At 30.6% G+C, this 22,415-nt stretch carries 18 protein-coding genes; 12 read left to right on the forward strand and 6 right to left on the reverse strand.

Annotation, left to right across the window (positions count from 1 at the left end):
- Positions 1–990: 990 nt before the first annotated feature.
- From AQ1689_RS09425 to AQ1689_RS09445, 5 genes are all read right to left on the reverse strand, one after another.
- Positions 991–2,505 (reverse strand): hypothetical protein, encoded by a 1,515-nt coding sequence (locus AQ1689_RS09425; protein WP_101955968.1) that lies wholly within the window; start codon positions 2,503–2,505, stop codon positions 991–993.
- Between the two features lie 88 nt (positions 2,506–2,593).
- Positions 2,594–3,238 (reverse strand): SPOR domain-containing protein, encoded by a 645-nt coding sequence (locus AQ1689_RS09430; protein WP_101955924.1) that lies wholly within the window; start codon positions 3,236–3,238, stop codon positions 2,594–2,596.
- Positions 3,239–3,297: 59 nt separating this feature from the next.
- Positions 3,298–5,607, reverse strand: a complete 2,310-nt coding sequence (locus AQ1689_RS09435; RefSeq protein WP_101955925.1) for an FdhF/YdeP family oxidoreductase — start codon at positions 5,605–5,607, stop codon at positions 3,298–3,300.
- Positions 5,604–6,446: a formate dehydrogenase accessory sulfurtransferase FdhD gene (gene fdhD / locus AQ1689_RS09440; protein ID WP_101915246.1), complete on the reverse strand. Its 843-nt coding sequence runs from the start codon at positions 6,444–6,446 to the stop codon at positions 5,604–5,606. The genes AQ1689_RS09435 and fdhD overlap by 4 nt, the downstream gene beginning before the upstream one ends.
- A gap of 56 nt (positions 6,447–6,502) precedes the next feature.
- The gene (locus tag AQ1689_RS09445) at positions 6,503–7,705 is read right to left on the reverse strand and encodes a class I SAM-dependent methyltransferase (protein ID WP_101915245.1); all 1,203 of its coding nucleotides are present in this window, start codon (positions 7,703–7,705) and stop codon (positions 6,503–6,505) included.
- Between the two features lie 144 nt (positions 7,706–7,849).
- On the opposite strand from AQ1689_RS09445, the gene AQ1689_RS09450 reads away from it, so the two are divergent.
- Positions 7,850–8,719, forward strand: coding sequence for an outer membrane beta-barrel protein (locus AQ1689_RS09450; protein WP_101915244.1), 870 nt, complete (start codon positions 7,850–7,852; stop codon positions 8,717–8,719).
- A 265-nt stretch (positions 8,720–8,984) separates the two neighbouring features.
- Here the strand turns inward: AQ1689_RS09450 and prmC are convergent, their stop codons facing one another.
- Entirely contained in the window at positions 8,985–9,887 is a 903-nt protein-coding gene (prmC, locus tag AQ1689_RS09455) for a peptide chain release factor N(5)-glutamine methyltransferase (protein WP_101955926.1), read from the reverse strand.
- Between the two features lie 185 nt (positions 9,888–10,072).
- On the opposite strand from prmC, the gene AQ1689_RS09460 reads away from it, so the two are divergent.
- From AQ1689_RS09460 to AQ1689_RS09510, 11 genes are all read left to right on the forward strand, one after another.
- Positions 10,073–10,546, forward strand: coding sequence for an LEA type 2 family protein (locus AQ1689_RS09460; RefSeq protein WP_101955927.1), 474 nt, complete (start codon positions 10,073–10,075; stop codon positions 10,544–10,546).
- Positions 10,547–10,603: 57 nt separating this feature from the next.
- Positions 10,604–11,671, forward strand: a complete 1,068-nt coding sequence (gene ribD / locus AQ1689_RS09465) for a bifunctional diaminohydroxyphosphoribosylaminopyrimidine deaminase/5-amino-6-(5-phosphoribosylamino)uracil reductase RibD (RefSeq protein WP_101955969.1) — start codon at positions 10,604–10,606, stop codon at positions 11,669–11,671.
- An 82-nt stretch (positions 11,672–11,753) separates the two neighbouring features.
- Positions 11,754–12,380, forward strand: a complete 627-nt coding sequence (locus AQ1689_RS09470; protein WP_101955928.1) for an HAD-IA family hydrolase — start codon at positions 11,754–11,756, stop codon at positions 12,378–12,380.
- Positions 12,381–12,443: 63 nt separating this feature from the next.
- Positions 12,444–13,352: an EamA family transporter gene (locus AQ1689_RS09475; RefSeq protein ID WP_101955929.1), complete on the forward strand. Its 909-nt coding sequence runs from the start codon at positions 12,444–12,446 to the stop codon at positions 13,350–13,352.
- 58 nt (positions 13,353–13,410) lie between these two features.
- On the forward strand, positions 13,411–14,046 hold the full coding sequence (locus tag AQ1689_RS09480) for an IMPACT family protein (protein ID WP_180947569.1): 636 nt from the start codon (positions 13,411–13,413) through the stop codon (positions 14,044–14,046).
- A 755-nt stretch (positions 14,047–14,801) separates the two neighbouring features.
- On the forward strand, positions 14,802–15,146 hold the full coding sequence (locus tag AQ1689_RS09485; protein ID WP_101955930.1) for a hypothetical protein: 345 nt from the start codon (positions 14,802–14,804) through the stop codon (positions 15,144–15,146).
- A 6-nt stretch (positions 15,147–15,152) separates the two neighbouring features.
- Positions 15,153–15,806: a sterol desaturase family protein gene (locus AQ1689_RS09490; RefSeq protein ID WP_101955931.1), complete on the forward strand. Its 654-nt coding sequence runs from the start codon at positions 15,153–15,155 to the stop codon at positions 15,804–15,806.
- A gap of 514 nt (positions 15,807–16,320) precedes the next feature.
- Complete coding sequence (gene rpsA, locus AQ1689_RS09495) at positions 16,321–18,096, forward strand: 30S ribosomal protein S1 (RefSeq protein WP_101915238.1); 1,776 nt, start codon at positions 16,321–16,323, stop codon at positions 18,094–18,096.
- Between the two features lie 223 nt (positions 18,097–18,319).
- Positions 18,320–19,723, forward strand: coding sequence for a phosphoglucosamine mutase (gene glmM, locus AQ1689_RS09500; RefSeq protein WP_101955932.1), 1,404 nt, complete (start codon positions 18,320–18,322; stop codon positions 19,721–19,723).
- A 50-nt stretch (positions 19,724–19,773) separates the two neighbouring features.
- Complete coding sequence (locus tag AQ1689_RS09505) at positions 19,774–20,673, forward strand: hypothetical protein (protein WP_232125354.1); 900 nt, start codon at positions 19,774–19,776, stop codon at positions 20,671–20,673.
- Between the two features lie 249 nt (positions 20,674–20,922).
- Entirely contained in the window at positions 20,923–22,389 is a 1,467-nt protein-coding gene (locus tag AQ1689_RS09510; RefSeq protein WP_101915235.1) for an aminotransferase class V-fold PLP-dependent enzyme, read from the forward strand.
- The last annotated feature ends 26 nt before the right edge of the window (positions 22,390–22,415 follow it).

Raw genomic sequence — 22,415 nt, forward strand, 5'->3', positions numbered from 1 at the left:
TGTCGAAACTATGAATTATTAATGGAATCTTCCGAAAATATAACCAAATTATCCGCCATAAAACTTTTATTGAATAAAATTTAAACAGGCTCTAAACGGAGTTTTTGGTTCTTCACGCTTCATTTGGCTACACTACAATTTTTAGCTCGTACTCTTGTGTTTTGTGATAAAATAAATTCAATATAAAAAATAGTAAGTAAACCTAGTGTTTTAAAAATTCGTTTGAACACTAACATAATAATTATAGCACTGGTTTAAATTTCTTTAAAAACATTTAATAACTAAATAAAAAAACAATCCATTAAAGGAATTGTTAAAGGTATTTGTTTTAGATTCTCATCCTAATTTTGCCGTAGTTATTATGTGATACTGAAATAAATTCACCTTTATCATGACGAAAATCTGGTCTTTATTTAATTTTTTAAACAGAAACTTAACTTCTTTTTTACTTTTAATTTAAGTAGGGAAGTAGGGCTATTTTACGTTGAAAATTGCTTAAAAACTGCTAAAATTAAAAATTAACAAAGGACATATTATACTTCTAAAGAAGAATTTTAACCAATATAAGAGTGTTTTTTTTGTGAAAAAAAGCATTTACAAAGTGAAAATAATATCTAAAAACCCTAATAAAAAGAAAGAAAAAATGTAATCTATAAAATAAAGTTAATCTTTTACAAGGTGTTTTTTTGCTAATTAATCCTCAGAAAAAGACCTGTTTTTATATTTTATAATAGCTGTTTCAAGCATAAAAAACCACTTATTTACCTTTTAAAACAGGCAATAAAAATCGATTTTTTTTAAGATTTTTAAACAAATAATTGTCTTCGTAATTGTTGTAATAACGTTGTATTGTATCTGTTTTTAAGTATCGAATAAGCTATTTTACTAAGTTGTAAAAACTCAAAAACCCCTATAAAGTTTGAAAAAATTCACTTTAATAGGGGTTGTTTTTATGCTGTTTTATTTCTTTTAAAAGTATTTTAAACCAATTTAACGAAGGCTTAAAAATGAAAAATGGTAGTTAATTCCTAAATTAAAATAGGTGTTACTTAAGTTTCCTCCTCTAGCTTTTACATACCCTAAACCTCCACGAATGTTTAATTTATCGGTTAGTTTATAATTAAGCCCTATGCTTGGCTTTACAATTAAACCTTGCCCTGTGCTAATTCCACCACCACCAGCAGCACCTGCTAAAAGCTGTGTAAATACCGATGTTGTGTTCTTAAAAAATGTAGTTGATTGAAATCCTATACCAACAATACCCTCGGCATAAGCACCCGCACCTCCAAAATCAGCAAATGAAGTTTGCCCGCTTACATACACATGTTTATTTAAGAATAAGTTAATTTGTAACGAAATTTGATGCATGTTTTGAGAAAACCCACCTTTATTATCTCTTTTAGCATTTGGGTATAAATCATGTTTTAAAATTACTTCTAGATCTTTAAACTTCCCCCTTGAAAAGGTTTTTTCAGTAGATGAAATACCATCTTTATCAAGGTAATATTTCAATCCAAAACCTAAAGTTGAAGAGCTAAAATGAGCATCAGGACTCATTAAAAAACCTTTATTAATCGATATATATGTGTTGTCAAATATTTTTTGCTCAATAGATAAATCAGGGTATATTAAAAACCCTCCTTTAGTATCAACACCACCGCCACCACCAGCTCCAACACCAAATTTAGCTAAGATATTTGTACGGTTTTTATATAGACTTGCATGATAACCTGCTCCTATAAATACATCCATATATCCAGCTTTAATTCCATGATAAGCACCGTCTGCTTTTACAAAAAAGAACATGTTTTTGTTTAAATAAGAATTCAATTCAAAACCTGCTAATCGCATTGTTTTTCCTTTGTAACTTCCTTTTTTTACATCTAAATTATTTAAATGAACAAGCAGTGAAATAGTATTACTAGGGGTATTCCAGTCGCTATTTTTAATTAAGGCATCAAGCTTAAAAGAGCCTTTATATTCTTCATTTTCTTTAAAATTAGTTGCTGTATCAAACGATAAAGGTATTTGAATAGCAACATTAAATTGCTGGCTTTTAATAGCTCCTTTGTCAAAGAAATTGATAAAACTATACCCTGCAGTTGTTGAAAAATACTTAAAATTACACCCTGCATTTAAGTGTGGTAAAATAAATGCACCACCGCCATCAGGAGCTGATGCACCACCACCACCGCCAAAATGAAAACCGGTATCAATAAATAGTTTTTCGGTGATTTTTTGCTGTACACCAGCATTAATACCTAAGGTAAAAAAACCACCACGAATTCCGGTTATAGCACTATAAATACCTATACCTGCATAGCTCCAATCATTTATTTTTAAATTATAATGAATTCCTGTAAAGCCCATGTTTTTTTCATTACCAGGCATTTTTATATCTAAAAAATCTAACTGCCCAAAGGCTATTTTAGTTTCTTTTTTAGCTGTTTTATTTTCAACTTGTTCTTGACCCTGAACATGTTGGACGTAAAAACAAACACTCATAGTAAAAAAAACTATAAGTGTTTGTTTAGTAATTTTAAATAACATTAATAATATATTTTTTAGCTGTTTAGTTTATGTTAAGAACTGTTTAATCGTGTATTTTTTGACGTTTTCCATCAATATAAGAAGCTACAAAAGCATCTTTAAACCCAAGTTTTATTAATTCTTTTTTAAATTTTTTAGCTTGACTTAATGTAGTAAATAAACCTAATGAATATTTAAAATAATCATCTTCAGAAGTGATTATTGCAGGTATTGTTTTAGAAGATAATAAAGGAAATTTTTTCTTATTATAAAAGACTCCTACCTGAACAGAATAGATTGTTTCACCAGCTGTATTATTCTTTACCTCATTAACAACTTCGTCTAAATTTCCTGAACCTATCCTCGAATCTGAACTTTCATTTTGAGTATTATCTAAAGACATTGCAGTAATAGTTGCGATATTAATACTGTCTAAAACACGGGTATTTTCCTTGCTTTTTATAGCTGCAATATCCGCTTCTGAAAAAGTAGGTACTTGTGTAGCACTCGTGTAAAAATAATAACAAGCTCCTAATGATATTCCTAAAAGCAAGCCTAATAAGATTGCTGTAATTCTAGATTTTTTCTGAAAAGAAGTAAGTTTTTCTTGTATTTCACCTAATTCATCTTCGGCATTTTCTCTTTTTAACCTAGCGTTGTCTAAGTCTTCCTGCATTAATGTAAGATTTTCTTCTTCTATAAAAGGCATAATTATATGTTGATTTACGTGTTAATTAAAAATATTCGACTAAAATACAATTCTTTTTCTTACTCGTGTTTTAGTAGGGTAATAATCACTGTTTTAGAAGCTGGCGTATGGCTAATTCTGGCTTTACTTTTAAGAGGAACCAATACATTTGCTTCAGGAAAATAAGTAGCGGTACATTGTTTTGGAATACTATAAGGAACCACTAAAAATCCCGAAGCACTTCTTTTTTCTCCTTGAAAATGACTTGTTAAATTTACTTTATCTAATTTTGACAACCCTTGAGCTTTCATATCTTCAGGATTCATAAAAATAACTCTTCGCTCGTTTAAAACACCTCTATATCTATCGTTTAAACCATAAATAGTTGTGTTGTATTGATCGTGGGTTCGAATGGTCATCATCATAAATTGATTTTCTTCTAAAACAACATCCGAAGGTAAATTTGTAGAGAAGTTTGCTTTTCCTGTTAAAGTAGGAGCGTAGTTGTTATCTCTAGCATTGTTAGGTAAATAAAAACCTCCTTTTACCCGAACTTTTTCGTTATAATTATTGAAACCAGGAATGGTTGCTTCAATTTTATTACGGATTAAATCGTAATTTGAAACAAGTAATTCCCAATCAATTTTAGTGTTTTTTAAAGTTGCTTTGGCCATACCAGCAACAATAGCTGGTTCGCTTAATAAGTGATCAGAACTAGGTGATAAATGCCCGTTAGACTGATGCACAACTCCCATAGAATTTTCTACGGTAATAAATTGATCTCCAGTTTTTTGAATGTCTTTTTCAGAACGTCCTAAACACGGAAGAATCAACGCTTGTTTTCCATGAATTAAATGACTTCTATTTAATTTTGTAGAAATTTGAACCGTTAAATTGCAGTTTTTTAATGCTTTAGCAGTGTATTCAGTATCGGGAGTTGCAGAAATAAAATTACCACCCATCCCTACAAAAACACTTGCTTTTTTAGCATACATTGCTTCAATCGCAGCTACAACATCATAGCCATGTTTACGTGGAGCTTGAAATTGAAATTCTTTCTCTAGACTATCTAAAAAACTATCTTTTGGCTTTTCCCAAATCCCCATAGTTCGGTCTCCTTGTACATTCGAATGTCCTCGAACAGGGCAAGTTCCTGCGCCTTTTTTACCAATGCTTCCTTTTAAAAGCAGCAAGTTTACAACTTCACGAATATTATCAACACCATTTTTATGCTGAGTTAATCCCATTGCCCAACAGATAATTATCTTATCATTATTGATAATCATTTGTGCTGCTTGTTTAATTATCTCTAAAGATAAGCCCGTTTGCGGTAATAATTCCGCAATAGTATAAGTATCTAAATCGATTAAAAAATCATCTAAACCATGTGTTTTTTCTTTTATAAATTGATGATTAAAAACGCCACCTTTTTCTTGTTCTTGATTTTTCATCAATTTTAAGATGATTTTTAGCAAAGCAACATCACCATTTATTTTAACCTGTAAAAATAGGTCTGTTAGTACATCACCATCGCCAAGCCACTTTAAAGGGTTTTGAGGATCTACATATTTCATTAAACCAACTTCAGGTAACGGGTTTATAGTTAGTATTTTACCACCATTTTGCTTTGTATTTTTCAAAGCCGTTAACATCCTAGGATGATTTGTCCCTGGGTTTTGACCTATAACTACCACTAAGTCAGCATGGTTAAAGTCATCTAACGTAACCGATCCTTTACCTATACCTAGTGTTTGAGAAAGTCCGCTACCGCTACTTTCATGACACATATTTGAACAGTCTGGTAGGTTATTTGTTCCAAATTTCCGAACAAATAATTGATATAAAAACGCTGCTTCATTACTTGTTCTTCCTGAGGTATAAAAAATAGCTTCATCAGGGTTTTTTAAGCCATTTAACTCATTTCCAATAAGTTTAAAAGCATTTTCCCATGAAATTTCTTCGTAATTATTGCTTCCTTCTCGTAAAATCATCGGATGTGTAATACGTCCGCTTTTTCCGATATCATAATCTGACCATTCTGAAAGTTCTTGAACCGTATGTGTTGCAAAAAACAAGGGAGAAACTCTATTTGTTGTAGCTTCTTCAGCAATTGCTTTGGCGCCATTTTCGCAATATTCAGCTAAAAAGGCTCTTTTTTGATCAGGGTCAGGCCATGCACAACCAGGACAGTCAAAACCATCTAATTGATTGATGTTTTTTAATAATTGAATCCCTTTTATAATACCTGTTTCGGAAAAAACATGACTTAATGCCGATTTTATTGCCTTTGTTCCTACGGCTTTTGTAGGTATTTCAATAAGTTTTATTCCTGTTAAATTTTCAGGAGGCTGTGCTTTTACAGTCTTTTCCTGTTGTTTTTGATTACTCATAAATTTATATGTTGAGGGTTTGCGTAAACGGTCATTTTATCATTTCGACTAAAACCAATTAAACAAATGCCAAATTCTTTAGCAAAATCAACCGCCAAAGAAGAACAGGCGGAAACAGCAATGATAATACGAATTTTCGCAAAAAAAGCTTTTGAAACAATTTCATACGAAACACGTCCGCTAACAAGCATATAACTTACTTGCTTTAGCTGTTGTTTTTCAATTAAATCACCAATGCACTTATCAACTGCATTATGCCTACCAATATCTTCTTTAATAGTTAAAAGTTCTTTTTTGTTATTAAACAATGCGCAGGCATGACTACCGCCTGTTTCTTTGAATAAAAACTGTAAATCAGTCATTTTAATAAACATATCAAATATACTGTTTATTGCTTTGTTTACTGCCGATTTATGATCCTCTTTCGCTACTTTATTTATAGCTGTATTTTTAGAAGAAAGTGATTCTCCCGTTATTTTTAAGTCTTTTAGCGCTGTTTTTCCGCAAATTCCACAGGAAGAAACAGATAAAAGGGTACGTTTATTCAAGTATCCCTTCCTTAATTTATCCTTCGGAATTGTAACGTTTAAAATAGTAGATTCATCGGTATTTACCTCAATAGTATTGATTGATAAAGCTTCTTCGCTTTTGTAGATATCTTCCGCATATAAAAGCCCTCTAATTAATTGATTATCATCACCCGGGGTTCTCATTACAACGGTGTATGATTCATTATTGATATTAATTTGAAGCGCCGCTTCAACAAGAATTGTATCTGCTACTTTTAAAGCGTTATTCTTTGATAATTTTATAGATTCGTAAACATTGGATTTTTTCATGTAAAAGTTTCATGTAAAAGCAAAAGTACGTAAAAAAAAGAATCAACAGCTGTGTTTTATACTGTTTTGGAACACTGAATTACAATGCGTTCATTACTGTTATTTGTTGTGAAAAATAAATAGACATCACCACCATCTTTTAATTTTGTTTCAGCTCTTATTTGCGCAACTGTTTTTGGAAAGTTTCGGGTAGTAATATTCGCTTTTAACATGGTTAATTCCTTTTTTATTTTTTTCTTATTATACGGATAAACAGCGATAACTTTAAACACTCTTCCTGGAAAATCAACAAGTATTTCTTTAGAGGTATAGAGATGTGAGTGCTGCTGTAATTTAGCTATATTATATGCTTTTGACACTTCATTAAAACCTCCTGATTTTAAAATTGCAGCATTAGGTTCATACAGGTAATCTAAAGGATTACTATAGGTTGTTTTATGTTTTTCATTTGATAAAAAAATAAACTCTTGAGTGCTATTTCTCAGTATATTAACTGTTTTTATCTCAATTGATTGATTAGATTTTGAATTTAGTAAAAAAAGCAATTCTTTTACTTCGTTATTTACCGCAACAACATGAATTTCTTTAACAAATTTCAACTCGTTTAAGGTTGCTTTAATATCGAGCATTGGTGAGTTTTTAATTAATATAACATCTGATTTTGTAAATAAAAAATCAATATTTTCAGGTACGTTTGGCAGGCAATCTTTTAATAAAAAAACCTTTCCTTTAACATCATCTCTACGAGAAGGGTCTATGTAAATACAATCAAATTTTTGTGAGGTTTCTTTTAAATAATCCAAGCCATTTGTGGCAACTGTTTGAATATTTTTAACCGCTAATTGCTGGTAGTTATAAGTAACTATTTTAGAAAGTTCTTTGTTAATTTCAGCATGAATAACTTGCTTAAAATATTTTGAAAAATAAAAAGCATCAACACCAAAGCCACCAGTAATATCAATTAATAATTGGGCACTCGATTTACTTAATAAGCCAGTCAATAAATTCTTTTTATAAATAGCGGTTTCTTCAGAAGAAGTTTGCTCAATACTAATTTTAGCAGGGTAATAAATGTGATTTGTTAAAAACCAATTAGGCAGTTTATCCTTGGCCTTTATTTTGCTAACAATCTGATTAGATAACTCTTGTATTGTAACATTTTTAAACGGGCTACCTTTTAAAATTAGTTTGGTAATATTTGACTGTAAATTTTCGCTTATAAATTGCTGTACATTTTCATGTAAGATTGTAGTATTCAATAATTTTTGTGTTTTAACTTTTTTAAAGCATTAAAAATGCGAAAATAAAAAAAAAGAGGGATATTTTTAATAAATATTGTTATCTATCCATTTTATTTTATAGTTTTACCCTATTATTTATAATATTATATAAAAAACAAAAACATGAATAAAAAAATTTTAGCAGCAATTATAATGTTCGCATCGCTTTCAGCAAGTGCACAAGTTTATGTATCAGCAAGTAGTGGATATTCTTTTAAGGCAGTTGAGTCAAAAATGGGTACTAAAACAACTCTTAGCGGTGTAGAGAACACCTACGGAAGTTACGGAGAAGGAACACATACACAGGTTAGAGCGGGTTATTTCTTTAATGATAAATGGGGAATTGAAGCAGCAGCAGGGTATTTACATGGCGCAGATCAAACAGCAATGCTTGTTGAGATACCAGGACAACCTTATGTTGATGTAAAAGCTAGAGGTAGAGCTTTCGGTTTGTCTTTATCAACAGTATATAACATTACAGAGCATTTTTACGGACGTGCAGGAGTGTTAACTAAAATTGGTGGAAAAACAGAAGTTGTAGGAAAGGTTAAAACAGCTTTACCAACTCCAGTAGGAACAACAATTCCTTTAGAGATTGATTTTACTAGAGATTTTAAAGGGAAGTTTCCTTTAGGATTTATTGGTGCAATTGGTTATAAGCATGAAATTCTTAAAAATTTATCAGTTTTTGCAGAAGCGGAATACTTAGGGATAAGCGTTACTAGAAATACGTCTGAAATAGGTGATTTTTCAGCAACTTTAAATGGTAATAATGTTTCTAGAGAGGCATTATTAAAAACAGTTGGAACAGGTTTAGGAGCATTATCGCCTTTAATTAATGATAAAATTTCTTACGAAGATTCATTAACTTTAGTTGAAAATGCACAAGCACAACAAAATCCTTTAGCGACAAAGCAATTATCACAAACGGTTCCTTATTCTTCTTGGGGATTTAACTTTGGATTTACTTATACTTTTAATAAAAGAAAGTAGTAAAAACTTCTTTCTTTTAATTTTTTCAAGTTAAAAATTAAAAACGAGTATCCTCAAAAAGGATACTCGTTTTTTTTATGTGATATCAAAAAGTTAAACTAAAAACCTATCTATGGCAAATCAGGATGCGAAGCTGAAATAAATTCAGCTTGACGTAGTTCTTCGAGACGGAGATTCAGACGGAGATTCAGACGGAGTTCGATTCAGACAGTTTGATTTGATGTTTTCGATTTGACAGACTCGGATTAAAAATTAAAATCGACTATTAAAAAAGACTTGCTTTTATCATTCTGTCGTTTCCTACAAAATCTTTTTTAAGTTCGATATTCTTAAACCCTTTTTCAGCTAACATCGCTACAGTTTCTTTGGCTAAATATTGATTAATTTCAAAAAACAACAATCCATTTTTAGTTAAATGTAGTTTTGCTAAATCGGCAATTTTATTGTAGAAGATAAGAGGATTATCATCTGAAACAAACAACGCCAAATGCGGTTCGTTTTCTAATACATTATTTTTGATTTCTGCCTTTTCCAATTCTCGAACATAAGGCGGATTCGAAACAATAATATCAAAATGGATATCGCTTGAATTAGAAGAAGAAATGAAATTCAAAGTATCTGCTTTTAAAATATCTTGGGCGATAAAATTAATTTCAACAGAATTTTGTTTTGCATTTTCTTTGGCAATTTTTAAAGCTTCTTTAGAAACATCAATTGCTGAAATATCAAAATCAGCTAAATGCTTTTTTAAACTGATAGGAATGCAACCCGTTCCTGTGCCAATTTCTAAAATACTACGGGGTTTTAAAACCTCATCATGTTGTGAGTTTTTAATATCAGAAATCTCTTCTAAAATCCATTCGACTAATTGCTCGGTTTCTGGGCGAGGAATTAATGTGTTTTTATTCACCAAAAAAGGAAATCCATAAAATTCAGTGTTTCCTAAAATATATTGAATCGGTTCTTGTTTTTTTAATCGTTGAATAGCGCTGTTAAATAAAATTTGTTTTGAATCGGTAATTTCAAAATCAGCTTTCATCAATACATCTATTCGTTGAAAATCTAAATATTCTTCTATCAGATAAAAGAAAAAAGTATCAATTTCCGTTTGCGGATAAATTTCAGATAATTGCGCTGTAAAATCAATTTTTAAATCGTGTAATTTCATTAAATTATTTTAAAGGATAAAAGAGTAAAGAATCTTATTAAAAAATGAAGATGCTTGGTTAGTTGGTTAGCGATAAACAAAAAGTAAAAAACCTCATCTTTATCAGAAACAAAATAAATTCTGCTTCGCAGATTCAATTAAAGCAAAGAAACTTATTTTTGTGAAATAATAAAAAGAAAATCAAAATGAATAAATTTATATTTTTCACAAGTATCGTAATAAGTAGTTTCTGTATTACAAGCTGTGCTATTAAAAAAAAGCCGCTGTTTTTAAAAATTGATGATATTAAAGTGCTTTCAATTGCTTCGGATACTATTCGATTAAAAGCCAATGCTTTTTTTAAGAATCCAAATGATATTGGCGGAAAATTATCCACAGATAAAATTAAAGTATTGGTAAACGGAACGCAATTAGCACATGTTTGCTCCGAAGAATTTAAAGTCCCTGCACGTAAAGAATTTGCAATTCCTTTAAAAGTAGCAATTTCAACGAAAGAAGTATTCCAAAACAATAAAAACGGAATTTTAGGCGGTTTGTTAAATTCGCTATTAAATAAAAGCGTAAAAGTGCAGTTTAAAGGCGATTTACGTTACAAGGTTTTAGGTTTTTCTCACATATATACTATCGATAAAACCGAAGAAATTAAAATCAACTTTTAACTTTTAAAACTTATTTATTAAATTTTGATACAACAACAAAACCAAAACACCACAGAAATCACCGAAAACGAAAAATATATAAAACGCTGTTTACAGCTCGCTAAAAATGGTATTGGAACTGCACGCCCAAATCCGTCAGTTGGGGCAGTTGTCGTTTATAAAAACACCATTATAGGCGAGGGGTTTACAAGCGCCTACGGCGCAAATCATGCGGAGGTAAATGCTATAAATTCGGTAAAAGATAAAACGCTTTTAAAAGAGGCGACTATTTATGTAACCCTAGAACCTTGTGCGCATTTTGGAAAAACACCGCCTTGTGCCGATTTAATTGTAAAACATCAAATTGCTAAAGTTGTGATCGGTTGTGTTGATACTAATAGTTTAGTTGCAGGAAAAGGCATCGAACGTTTGCAAAACGCAGGAATTAACGTAACTGTTGGTGTTTTAGAAGATGAATGTAAAAAACATCATAAACGATTTTTTACGGTTCAAAATAAAAAACGCCCGTTTATTGTATTAAAATGGGCAGAAACTGCCGATGGTTTTATCGCTCCGCTAAAAAGAGATGCACAGCAACCTGTTTGGATTTCTAATAGCTATTCGCAACAATTGGTACATAAAATACGAAGCCAAGAACAAGCAATTTTGGTAGGAACAAATACGGTTATTGCCGATAATCCGTCTTTAGATGTTAGGCATTGGGCTGGAAATAATCCTGTGCGAATTGTATTGGATAAAAATTTACGAATTCCATCGAATTTAACGGTTTTTGATGAAAAAGTAAAAACACTTGTTTTGGTAGATAAAGCAACAAAAGTAAATAAAGTAAAAGAGCAAGTTGAGGTTTTAGAAAAAATTGATTTTTCATCCCGCGTAGCGGAACAAATATGTAGCGTTTTACAAAAACATCAAATTCAATCGGTTTTAATTGAAGGAGGAGCGCAAATGCTGCAAACTTTTATTGATGCCAATTTATGGGATGAAGCACAGGTTTTTGTAGGCGGAACATCTTTTAAAAATGGGGTGGAAGCGCCTAGGTTATCCGCAGAAAAAATACTGCTAAAAAAACAAAACATCGCAAGCGATGTTTTGAAAACTTTTGAAAACACACAAAAAACGCGATAAATACATATACCAAAAAAAAAGAAGACGCGATAAATCGCGTCTCTACATTATAAATATAAAATAAACATTATACACATATAAAATGAATACCATAAAAAATATAATTTTCGATTTTGGTGATATTTTCATCAACCTAGACAAACAAGCAACACACAAAGAAATGGCGAAACTTGGGGTTACAAGTTTTTCTGAAGATATGATGCAAACCTATTACCGTTATGAAATGGGTTTAATTTCTACGGATGAGTTTATTGCTTTTTATCAAACGAAATTTCCGCAGATAAGCCCTGCCGATTTGGTAAACGCCTGGAATGCTATTTTGTTAGATTTCCCAAAAAATAGATTGGCGTTTTTAAAAGAATTAGCGGCATCAAAAAAATACCGCTTGTTTTTATTAAGCAACACCAACGATTTACATATTTCATGGATTCAAAATAATTGGGGTGCGGAATTGTATCAAGAGTTTAAAAACTGCTTTGAACAATTTTATTTGTCGCATGAAATAAATTTTAGAAAACCAAACGCTACTATTTACGAGTTTGTGTTAAATGAAAATAATTTAATAGCTTCGGAAACGCTTTTTGTAGATGATTTAAAAGAAAATACCGATTCAGCTAAAAAATTAGGGATTAACGTTTGGAATTTAACGCCAGGCAAAGAAGATGTAGTTTCGTTATTAAATTCTCCTTTTGATGCGCTACTGAAATAAATTCATCATGAGTTCACCAGTCACCAGATTCTAATATTCTATCTATTATCTACTAATAAAAAAATGATCTACCTTATTATCAGTATTTTAATTGCAAGTTCATTATTTGTAATTTTCAAATTGTTTGCAACTTTTAAAATAAACACCGCACAGGCAATTGTTGTCAATTATTTAATCGCATTTTTATTCGGGTTTTATAATTCAGAAACCAGTACAACTCTTTTGCAAATACCTCAGCAATCATGGTTTATTGGTGCGTTTATTTTAGGAATATTATTTATCGCAATATTTAATGTAATGGGAATAACCGCCCAAAAAAACGGCTTAGCCGTTGCCTCGGTCGCAGGGAAGATGTCCGTGGTAATTCCTATTGTTTTCGGCGTGTTTCTATACGATGAAAGTATTGGTTTTATTAAAGTAATAGGCGTTTTACTAGCCTTAGCATCGGTGTATTTAGCATCGGCAAAAAGCGATACCGCTTCGGTAAATTTAAAAGACTTAAAATATCCGATTTTGTTGTTTTTAGGTTCGGGATGTATTGACACTTTATTAAAATACATAGAAACTTCCTATGTTTCTAAAAGTGCTATCCCAATGTTTTTAGCCACTATTTTTGGCGGTGCTTTTATCTTCGGATGTTTTTTTATGGCTTTACAAGTTTTAAAAGCTTCAATTTTAGATAAAAAAATAAAAAGCATCCAAAGAAAACAAGAAGAAGGGAAACAAATTATTAAAAATATTATTGGCGGAATTGTTTTAGGAATACCTAATTATTATTCGATGGCATTTTTAATAAAAGCCCTAAAAACAGAAGGCTTAGAAAGTTCAACATTATTTACCATAAACAATGTATCGGTTGTTATTTTAACAACTATTTTCGCATTGCTGTTCTTTAAAGAAAAACTCGTTAAAAAGAACTGGATAGGTATCGGGTTGGCTGTAATTAGTATTTTAGTAGTCGCATCGGCATAACGGCATAAACGACAAAAATATAAGAATAAGAAGGAGTAAAGCAGTAGAAAATAAAATTATGAGTGATATAAATACAGACGAAATAAAAGATACCTATAAAACTATTGATGTTTTATCCGAAGAAACTCTTTTTAAAGATAGAAATAGTAAATTCTTCGGATATGCTTTTCCTGTATCATCAGAAGAACAAGTAAAAGAAGCCATAGAGGGATTACGAAAAAAACATCATACCGCACGTCATTTTTGTTACGCTTGGCAATTTGGAATTGAAGCCGAAAAAACACGTTTTAGAGCAAACGACGACGGCGAGCCAAGTAATTCGGCAGGAATGCCAATTTACGGGCAGATTCAGGCTTTTGATGTTACCAATATATTAATTGTATCGGTGCGTTATTTCGGTGGAACAAAGCTAGGCGTTGGCGGATTGATAAACGCCTACAGAACCTCAGCAAAAATGGCGTTAGAAATTGCTGATATCAAAGAAAAAACAATCGATATTGATTATCAATTGAATTTCGGTTACGATATGATGAATAAAGTTCAACGTGTTGTTAAAGAACGAAATTTAAACATCACAGCGCAAAAACTAGAAATGGATTGTCAATATATAATATCGGTTCGTAAAAAAGACGCACAAATAGTTTTTGATATTTTTGATAATCTGTTTAAAGTTAGTATTATTGAAACTGAATAATAATTTATGTTTTTCAAGAGCAAAGACTATTTCTAAGTTTAAAAAAGAAAAAACAACTGAAACAACTTTTAAAAAAGAGAACAGTTTTTTTAAATATACTTATTACACTATTTTTAGTTAGTTATTTTCACTATTTTATATCAAATAAAACAGTAAAAATAAATTCTAGAATAATTACAGTAAATAATACCTACTCTAAATCTAAAGAGTTAATTTCTCAAGAAATTGATTATCAATATATTTATAATGAAATAACTTATGAAAATACATTATATAAAACTTATGAAAAAGAATATATATATCATCAGAAAGAATTTAAAGTCGGAGAAGTATATAAAATTAATATTTACTGGTTAAATCCTGATATTTTTAGCGAAAACAATAAATCTATACCTGTTATAAGTTTAATATTTCCTTTTTTATTTATCTTCATATATAATTACAATACAATAAATGAAGATTACGATACCATTATAAACGGAACAATACTGATTGGTAAGTATATAAAAACAACTGAAAATATTCATGACGATTCTGTAATCTATTATCATGAATATTGTTATGAACTTTATGTACAGGATTATGTAAGAAAAATAGTAGCTACAGTTCAAACAATGTCTCCTGTTTTTTACAATAAAGTTCATGTTATATATAAAACTACAAATACAACACAAAATACTGTTTTAGAGTATCTAGATGATCAAATTCAAAATTTAATTTTATCAGTTTATCAGAAAATAAAACTATAAATATCAATGCTAAAATTATTTAATTTTATATTTAATAATATTTCAATATTATTTGGTTTCTTTTTATTAATTGTAGCCATTTTTAATTACATTAAAACAATTTATAAAAATTATAATAAAGATAAAGTAAATAATAGTATTATATATTTATTAAGTATTGATACTAATCATAAAAAAATTGAAATGAGTATTATAGATGAAAAATATAATATTGGAGATAAAGTAGATATCTTATATGATGATGAATACATATATATAATTATTGTTACTTTTTTTAAACTATATCGAAAAACTATTATTTATTTCATTCTTTCATTACCTTTTTTTATTTTTAGTATTATTATTAATTAAAAAATAATGAAAGAACCTATTATATTTTTCTCATTACTTATATCAGCAAATATAATAGGGTATGTGTTTAATATCATTATAAGTAAAGTTTGGGATAAGCGACATAAACATCATACAAGCACTTCTAAAAAAGAAGTGCTTTATTCTTTACTAATATTATTGATAAACATTCTTATTGCAATTCCTGGTTATATATTATGGCAAATAGATATGATAACTTTTTCTTCGGATAATTTTTTAATATCCTTTATAGCGCTTTTTATATTGATGGATTTTTTAATGTATGTTTTACATTGGTGTTCTCATAATATACCTTACTTAAATAAGCTTCACGCAAAACATCACGAACATAGTATTGGATTCAATGCGGTGAGTTTGTATTATATGTCGCTTTGGGAAGCAGTGTTTTTCGGTTTGCTATTAACAATCGTTTCTATTGTGTTTTCATTTAACCTATATAGCTTTATAGTATTTCTTGTTTTTAACTGGCTTTACGGCGTAATCACGCATTTAAATGTAAAGAAGAATGTGAATATAAAAACAGCAAAAAAATCTTTATTCACAACAAACCGTTTTCATCAGAAACATCATCAATTAAACTATTATAATTATGGGTTTTATACTGTTTTTTGGGATGAGGTATTTAAAACCGTAAAGTAGAGACGGATTGCTATCCGTCTTCGGGCATATCCATCCATCTTCGGCATATTTACAAAAACATACGTTACATAAAAACATTACGAAATTCGTAACTAGCCTCGGGAGGGTGTTTTGAAAATGACAATTAAAAGCTACTTAAAACAAGAATATCATAATAAAGATATGAAATATCACAATAAATAAAAGAAGTAAACGTTTAAATAATATTCGAGTTTTATTACTATTAATTACCCTTCCTTTAAAGTGATTGTGTCTGTTCTGTAAATATAGCATAGGACTATATAAATGATAAAAAAAAACGTAACTTTTAGCTTCGTTTTTATGATGAATTAGCAAAACATTAAAGACATTAGCCCTTAATTATAGGTTATTAAAATAAAACATCGTAAATTTGCACGCCTTTTTACGAGAACAGATTTAACAAAGGTAGCAAACAAATTTATATTTTAATTCTCTTTTATATTGGTATCGCTAAGAATCTGATCAATAGAAAGATACAAAAACTAGTTCAGACATGTCTGAAGAAAAAAACACAGCTGCTGAAGCAGTAACAGTAAACCCAGCAGAATTTTTAGCAACATTTAACTGGCATAAATACGAAGAAGGTATTGATGAAGTTGATGAATCTAAATTAAAAGAATTCGAAAAAGCGTTAGAAGGAACAGTAGGTTTCGTAAACGAACGTGATGTTATCGAAGGAACCGTTACAAGAATTACTGATAGAGATGCAATTATCGATATCAACTCTAAATCTGAAGGAGTTATTTCTTTAAACGAATTCCGTTACAATCCAGGTTTAAAACTTGGAGATAGTGTTGAGGTATTAGTTGACAAAAGAGAAGATGCTTCTGGTCAATTAGTATTATCTCACAAAAAAGCACGTGTTATTAAAGCATGGGAACGTGTTAATAATGCACATGAAACTGGTGAAATCGTTAACGGTTTTGTTAAGTGTAGAACTCGTGGAGGTATGATCGTTGATGTATTCGGTATTGAAGCTTTCTTACCAGGATCTCAAATTGATGTGAAGCCTATCCGTGATTACGATCAGTATGTAGAGAAAACTATGGAATTCAAAGTTGTGAAAATCAACCACGAATTTAAAAACGTAGTAGTATCGCATAAAGCGTTAATTGAAGCTGATTTAGAAGATCAGAAGAAAGAAATCATCGGTCAATTAGAAAAAGGACAAGTATTAGAAGGTGTTGTTAAAAACATTACTTCTTATGGTGTCTTTGTTGATTTAGGTGGTGTTGACGGTTTAGTTCATATTACTGATTTATCTTGGTCTCGTATTAACCACCCGAATGAGGTTGTTGAATTAGATCAGAAATTAAATGTTGTAATTTTAGACTTTGATGATAACAAATCTAGAATTCAATTAGGTTTAAAACAATTATCTTCTCATCCTTGGGAAGCTTTAAATACTGATTTAAAAGTTGGTGATAAAGTTAAAGGAAAAGTAGTTGTTTTAGCTGACTATGGTGCATTTGTTGAGGTTGAAGAAGGTGTTGAAGGTTTAATTCACGTTTCTGAAATGTCTTGGTCTACTCACTTACGTTCTGCGCAAGATTTCGTAAAAGTTGGTGATGAGGTTGAAGCTCAAATTTTAACTTTAGACCGTGAAGACCGTAAAATGTCTCTTGGTATGAAGCAATTACATCCAGATCCTTGGACTGATATTACTACTAAGTACCCTGTAAACTCTAAGCATACTGGTACGGTACGTAACTATACTAACTTTGGTGTGTTTGTTGAATTAGAAGAAGGAATTGACGGATTAGTTTATATCTCTGATTTATCTTGGACTAAGAAAATTAAGCATCCTTCTGATTTTGTTACTGTTGGTGATAAATTAGAAGTTCAAGTTTTAGAATTAGACGTTGAGAACCGTAAGTTAAACTTAGGTCATAAGCAAACTCAAGATAACCCTTGGGATGCTCATGAAGCTACGTATGCAATCGGATCTACTCACGAAGGTTCTATCAAGGAAAAGAATGATAAAGGTGCAACTGTAACTTTTGCAGATGGTATCGAAGCTTTCGCTCCAACTCGTTTCTTAGAAAAAGAAGACGGTTCTAAATTAGAAAAAGGTGATGCTGTAAAGTTCATCGTTACTGAATTTAGTAAAGAATACAGAAGAATTGTTGTTTCTCATACTTCTCTTTTCAAAGAAGAAGAAAAGAAAAACATCAAGGCTGCTGCTAAAAAAGCTGCTGACGTAGAAAAAACTACTTTAGGAGATATTGGTGGATTAGCTGAATTAAAAAGAAAAATGGAAGGGAAATAATATTTCTTTATCATTATAAATTTTTAAGTATTAAAACCCGTTACGAAAGTAGCGGGTTTTTTTATGCTTATTGACACCAAGACCTCACAGGTTTTTAAAACCTGTGAGGTCTAATTTATAGAAGAGTAAAAACATCCATAAATCGAAGATGTATTCAAACCTATTCTTATTAATTTATGAAATTACCATTATATTTGTACTAAAATTTAAAAGAATAAAAATAATGACACTTATAAAATCGATATCAGGAATTAGAGGAACAATAGGAGGAAAGCCTAGCGAAAATCTTACGCCATTAGACGCTGTTAAATTTGCAGCAGCTTACGGAGCTTTTATTATCAAAAGAAACCCGACAGCTCAAAAAAATAATACGAAAATTAAAGTTGTTATTGGTAGAGATGCTCGTATCTCTGGGAAAATGATTAGCAACTTAGTAGCAAATACTTTAGTTGGTTTGGGTATTAATGTTGTTGATTTAGGTTTATCTACAACACCAACGGTGGAAATTGCTGTTCCTTTAGAAAAAGCACATGGAGGAATTATTTTAACAGCTTCTCATAATCCGAAGCAATGGAACGCTTTAAAGTTATTAAATGAAAAAGGAGAATTCTTAAACGGCGCTGATGGAGAAGAAATTTTAGCTTTAGCAGATAATGAAGATTTTACGTTTGCTCAGGTTGATGAATTAGGAAGCTACAGAAAGAATAAGCGTTATTTAAAGAAACATATCAAGGAAGTTTTAAACTTAGATTTAGTCGATGTAAAAGCTATTAAAAAAGCAAAATTTAAAGTGGTGGTTGATGGGGTTAATTCTACTGGAGGAATTTTTATTCCTGCTTTATTAAAAGAATTAGGCGTTAAATGTATCGAATTATATTGTGAACCAAATGGTGATTTCCCTCATAATCCTGAACCTTTAAAAGAGAATTTAACTGATATCTCTAAATTAGTAGTTAAAAAGAAAGCCGATTTAGGAATTGTTGTGGATCCTGATGTTGACCGTTTAGCTTTAATATCAGAAGATGGTTCTATGTTTGGGGAAGAATATACGTTAGTTGCTTGTGCAGATTATGTATTAGGTAAATTAAAAGGAGGAAATACTGTTTCTAATTTATCATCATCAAGAGCTTTGCGTGATGTTACTGAAAAACATGGTGGAACTTACACCGCTTCAGCAGTAGGTGAAGTAAATGTAGTTCAAATGATGAAAGATACCGGTACAGTAATCGGTGGTGAAGGAAATGGAGGGATTATTTATCCTGCATCTCATTACGGGCGTGATTCTTTAGTTGGTGTTGCCTTGTTTTTATCGCATTTAGCGAAAAAGAAAATGTCTTGTTCAGCATTAAGAGATTCGTATCCAAGTTATTTTATGAGCAAAAATAAAATTCAATTAACGCCACAAATTGATGTTGATGATGTTTTAGAGAAAATGACGTTAAAATATCAAAATGAAAACGTTAATACAATTGACGGTGTAAAAATTGATTTCGAAAAACAATGGGTTCATTTACGTAAATCGAATACAGAGCCGATTATCAGAATTTATACAGAAAGCAACAGTCAAGAAAATGCGGATGCACTTGCTGAAAGATTCATAACAGAAATTCAAGAAATTATCAAATAATACGTTTAAGAACATACAGTTACAGCAACACATAAATATAAATAACCAAGTTGAAATTAAGAACAATTAGTTTGAGTTTACTAATGATCGCGGCAACCTCATCATTAGTAATAGGACAGGAGCAAGGTAGTAGTAAACAAGAAAATAGCGATGATAAAGCGCCTAACAGCGAAAAATTTATCATTCAAAAAAAGAAAGTAACCAATAAAGGAAAGTTTTTCGCTTATTGGGGATGGAATTGGGCAAGTTACACTGATTCTGATATTCATTTTAAAGGTGATAATTATGATTTTACCCTATCGGATGTAAAAGCACAGGATAGGCAAACAACGTTTTCTTTTTATGATTATTTTAATCCTGGGAGAATTACGATTCCGCAAACAAATTATAGAATTGGGTACTTCTTTAACGAGAACTACACGGTTTCTATTGGGGTTGATCACATGAAGTATGTAATGATCAATAATCAAGACGTTAAAATTAATGGAAATATTAATGAGGGAAATGCAAAATACGACGGAACCTACAATAATGAAACTGTTAATTTAGCAGACGATTTTTTACGTTTCGAACACACTGATGGTTTAAATTACGTAAACGTAGAATTAAAACGTTTTGATGATGTAAGTCATTGGTTTGGTTTGAATCTTGAAAACTTACAAATTAACCTAACAGAAGGTTTTGGTATGGGGATTTTATATCCGAAGACAAATTCAAAATTATTAGGGAAAGATAGAAATGATTCTTTTCATTTATCAGGATACGGAGCTTCTGTTGTGGCGGGTGTAAATATCTCCTTCTTAAAACACTTTTATGTACAAGCAGATTTGAAAGGTGGACATATTTATATGCCTGATATTAAAACAACAAATAATGCTGCCGATAGTGCTTCGCAAAATTTCTTCTTTTTACAGAAAACTATTTTAGTAGGAGGAAAGTTTAGATTGTAAAAAACAAACTATCAAACTTAATAAAAAGTGCCGTTAATCTTATATCTTAAGAATTAACGGCACTTTTTTAGTTTTCTTGAATTTTAAAAGGCTTTAAAAGAGCGCTAATTTTTTACAAAAGTTAGAAAAAAGTTAATTACATATAATTTTTAGGTTGTTTTGATGTAAAAAATTAAATTTATATTTTATATACATCTTATTACATAATAAAACAATAATTATGTAAAACAGCCTAATTTATGTAATTTTATGAGTTTAGAAAACTATTTCAGTCCGTTTAAAAAGAATATCGTAGGTATTAATCAAACTTACGAATCGCCTTACGGAACACAAAAAATGATTTATGCCGATTGGACAGCCAGCGGGCGTTTATATTATCCGATAGAAAAACAACTTTTAAACACTTTCGGGCCTTTTGTTGCCAATACACACACGGAAACCTCAACAGCAGGGGCTGCAATGACTTTAGCTTATAACGAAGCTCGAAATATTATTAAACACCATGTAAACGCCTCTAAAGATGATGTTTTAATTACCGAAGGTTCAGGAATGACAGGAGTTGTCAATAAATTTCAACGAATTTTAGGTTTAAAGGTTTCTGAAAATTTAAAGGAACATACGCAAATTCCTGAGCAAAAACGACCTATTGTTTTTGTAAGTCATATGGAGCATCATTCAAACCAAACTTCTTGGATAGAAACTATTGCTGAGGTAGTGGTTGTTCCTTGTAATGATCAGGGGCTTATTTGTCTAGATATTTTTGAAGAAGAAATTAAGAAATATGCCGACAGACCGATTAAAATAGCCTCTATTAGTGCAGGTTCAAATGTAACAGGAATTAAAACCGAATATCATAAAGTAGCTTCTTTAATTCATAAATATGGCGGTTTGTGTTTTGTTGATTTCGCTTGTTCTGCGCCTTATGTTGATATAGATATGCATCCGAAGAAAGAAGATGAATATTTAGATGCTATTTTCTTTTCGCCTCATAAATTTTTAGGAGGTCCTGGAACTTCTGGCGTATTGATTTTTAATAAGAAATTGTATAAAAATATGATTCCTGATAATCCTGGTGGCGGAACGGTAAGTTACACAAATCCTTGGGGCGGGCATGATTATTTTGATGATGTGGAAACTCGTGAAGATGGCGGAACTCCTGCTTTTTTACAAACCATTAAAATTGCGTTGGCAATAAAAGTGAAAGATAAAATGACTACGGATAAAATAAAACAGCGTGAAGATGCTATAAATCCTGTTATTTTTGAGTGTTTAGAGAGTTTAGACGGTGTAAAAATATTAGCACCAAATCATAAAGACAGATTGAGTATTTTTTCTTTTTATTACGAAAAATATCATTTTAACTTGGTGGTAAAATTGTTAAATGATCGTTTTGGTATTCAAACAAGAGGAGGTTGCTCATGCGCAGGAACTTACGGGCATTTCTTGTTAAATGTAAATCAAAATACGTCTAATAAAATTAAAGATCAAATTTTAGAAGGTTGTAATACTGATAAGCCTGGTTGGGTTCGTTTGTCTATACATCCTACGGTTACTGATGATGAGGTGCAGTTTATTTGCGATTCATTAATCAGTTTGACTAATAATATTGAAACATGGGCAAAAGAGTATCAGTACGATAGTCTTAAAAATGATTATACGCATATTTCTGCAAAATCAATAGAAAAAGAATTAATTGCTGATTGGTTTACTTTGTAGTTTACTGTGGTAATTGTGGTAATCTT

Source organism: Tenacibaculum finnmarkense, from assembly GCF_900239185.1.
Classification (GTDB): domain Bacteria; phylum Bacteroidota; class Bacteroidia; order Flavobacteriales; family Flavobacteriaceae; genus Polaribacter; species Polaribacter finnmarkensis.